The sequence below is a fragment of the Achromobacter sp. genome (assembly GCF_036567245.1).
Lineage (GTDB): Bacteria > Pseudomonadota > Gammaproteobacteria > Burkholderiales > Burkholderiaceae_B > Achromobacter.
Map to the genome: position 1 here is coordinate 1 of NZ_DATCUY010000587.1, position 2,868 is coordinate 2,868.

General features: G+C 67.2%; 3 protein-coding genes. 2 read left to right on the forward strand and 1 reads right to left on the reverse strand.

All coding sequences use genetic code 11. The features are described 5' to 3' along the window. Together VIR09_RS24850 and VIR09_RS24855 are read left to right on the forward strand one after the other, a co-directional pair. A partial coding sequence (locus VIR09_RS24850; protein ID WP_332015270.1) for an alpha/beta hydrolase occupies positions 1–413 on the forward strand: 413 nt, incomplete at its 5' end. A gap of 65 nt (positions 414–478) precedes the next feature. Next, positions 479–1,792 (forward strand): amidohydrolase family protein, encoded by a 1,314-nt coding sequence (locus tag VIR09_RS24855; RefSeq protein ID WP_332015271.1) that lies wholly within the window; start codon positions 479–481, stop codon positions 1,790–1,792. Between the two features lie 35 nt (positions 1,793–1,827). Here VIR09_RS24855 and VIR09_RS24860 read toward each other — a convergent pair. After that, a partial coding sequence (locus VIR09_RS24860; RefSeq protein ID WP_332015272.1) for a PLP-dependent aminotransferase family protein occupies positions 1,828–2,868 on the reverse strand: 1,041 nt, incomplete at its 5' end.

Sequence of the window (2,868 nt, forward strand, 5' to 3'; positions counted from 1 at the left end):
GGCCCGGCATCCGCGCGCGCGCGGAACTTGCACGCGGCGGAGACGCCGCCATGCAGGAAATCGCGGACGCCATCGTCAAGGGTGCAACCAGCGCCCAGACCAGGCAAGACCAGCCCGCCGTGCTGGCGCTGGTGCGCGAGAGCGTGATGCGCCAGCCGCCGGAAGGCTACGCGCAAAGCTGCGAGGCGTTGGCGGATGCGCAGCCGGCAGCCGTCGAGGCGACCGGCGTCCCCGCCTTGCTGGTCACGGGCGACCAGGATGGCGTGGCGCCGCCCGCCAACGTTGAGGCCCTGGCCGCGCGCATGGCCGGCAGCCGCCGCATCGTGCTGGACGGATGTGGCCACTGGACCACCAGCGAAAAGCCACAGGCCTGCGTCCAGGCCTTGCGGGAGTTTTACGCGGCGCTGCGCTAGGCCACGTTTTCCTGACGCTTCAACATAAGAAATCGGCCTGCGACGCGGGCCGGAGGAGACCTGTCATGTCCAGAATTGCCATTACCAACGTCGCCATCTTCGATGGCAGCGGCGCGGAAACCTATCAAGGCGAGGTGCTGATCGAGGGCGCGCGCATTGCGCAGGTGGCGCGCACGCCCCAGCAGGTGAGCCGCGACGGCGCGCGCGTCATCGATGGGCGCGGCCGCTTCCTGATGCCCGGCATGACCGAAGCGCACACGCATTTCTCCTGGAACGACCAGCCCACGCTGGCCGCGATCCAGTTCATGCCGCCGGAGGAACATATTCTCTGGTGCGTGCGCGTGGCCAAGCGCTACCTGGAAATGGGCTGGACCTCGGCCATCGGCGCGGCCGCGGCCAAGCCGCGCCTGGACGTGGTGCTGCGCAACGCCATCAATGCTGGCGAATGCCCGGGGCCGCGCTACCTCGCGGGCAGCCAGGAGATCACGACCATAGGCGCGCTGGGCGACAATTCGCTGCCGCACATGCCGTTCGACGAACTGAGCTTCGGCAGCGTATGCAGCGGGCCTGAAGAGATCCGACGATCGGCGCGCACCTTCATCAAGTACGGGGTCGATCACCTGAAGATCAACCTGTCCGGCGAGTACATCGCCGGGCTGCCGGCCGAGATGTCGCCATTCGCCGAAGACGAGATCGCCATGCTGGCGAGCGAGGCCAAGCGCTACGGCAAGCGGATCGCGGCGCATGCGCGCTCCAGCGAGTCGGTCAAGCAATGCGTGCGCCATGGCATCGAGATGATCTACCACGCCAGTTTCGCCGACGAGGAAGCGCTCGACCTGCTGGAAGCGAACAAGGACAAGCACTTCGTGGCGCCGGGCATAGGCTGGCTGATCCGGACCGCCTTCAATGCCTCGGAGTACGGCATCACGCCCGCCATCGCCGAGCAGATGGGCTACAAGCGCGAACTGGAAGTCGCCTCGGCGTCGCTGCGCAAGATGCACCAGCGCGGCATACGCATCCTGCCTGGCGGCGACTACGGCTTTGCCTGGATGCCTCACGGCACCAACGCCCGCGATCTCCAGTATTTCGTCGACTACATCGGCATGACCCCGACCGAGGCTTTGGTGTCCGCCACCAGCCTGGGCGGCCACATCATGCAGCGCCCGGACGAACTGGGCATGCTGCGCCCGGGCTATCTGGCGGACGTGATCATGGTCGACGGCGATCCGCTCAAGGACCTGTCGCTACTGGTTGATCCGGACAGGATCGTGCTGGTGATGAAGGATGGGGAAGTATGCAAGGACACCCGCCCGCGCGGCCAGGGCGGTGCCGAGGCGTGGCAGACCACGGAGAACCTCGGGGAGGCCGTGGCGCATTGAGCGCCAGCGGCGGCCGCGAGGGGCGGGGCCTGCCGTCAGGCGGAGCGTGCTACAGCCGCGCCGTGCGCGATCAGTTCTCCGATCCGGTCTATCACGGCCAGCAATTGCGGGGTCGCCGGCAAGGCCGTGTTCATCCGCAGGCAGTGCGCGTAGCGGCTGCCGTCTGCCGAGAACATGGCGCCAGGGCAGATGCTGAAGCCCTCTGCCTGTCCCTGCCGCATCAACTCCTGCGTATCGGTCCCGGCTTCCAGTTCCAGCCAAAGCAAGAACCCCGCGTCCGGTTGCGTATGGCGGACGCTTGCGGGCCAGGCAGACCGGATGCGCGCCGAGATGGCGCGCATCGAAGCCTGGGTCCTGGCCGCGAAGCGCCGCAGGTGCCGATCGTAGTCGCCGTTAAGCATCAGGTCGGCCAGCGCCGCTTCCATGACGGGCGATCCCGCCAGGCTGGCTTCGACGCGCCTCTCGGTGGCTTCGCGCACGAAGCGCCCGGCCTCGAGCCAGCCGGTACGCCAGCCCGGGGCCAGGGTCTTCGACACGGACGAGCAATACAGCACCATGCCTGCCGTGTCGAAGGTCTTGCACGACGGCTCGCGTTGCGCCTGCACGGTGATGTCGCCATACGGATCGTCTTCGATCAGCGGCACCCCCGCGTGCGTGAGCATTTTCACCAGGCGTTGCTTGGCCTTCACTGGCATGGTGTAGCCGGAAGGATTGTTCGCGGTGGGACTGGCGATCACCGCCGCGATCCGGTAGCGCTTCAGTGCGTTTTCGAGCACATCCAGATCCATGCCCCGATCCGCATGCGCGGGAATCTCCAGCACCTTCAAGCCATGCGCCTTCAGCAGCATCAGCGTGCCGAAGTAGCAGGGCGATTCCACCGCCACCGTATCGCCTGCCTTCGTTACCACGCCCAGCGCGATCTGCATGGCCTGTGTGGCGCCGGCCGTGATGATGAGCTTGTCGGGATCCAGGTTGCCGTTCCAGCGCAGTGCGCGTTTCGCGATCTGGCGGCGCAGGTCCATGCGGCCAGGCGGCACGCTGTACAGCACGCCTTGCGCACCCAGGCGGCGGTGCGC

What these genes read in the sequence shown, in the direction of transcription:
- VIR09_RS24855 (WP_332015271.1), top strand. Translation starts at nt 479, where the DNA reads ATGTCCAGAATTGCCATTACCAACGTCGCCATCTTCGATGGCAGCGGC.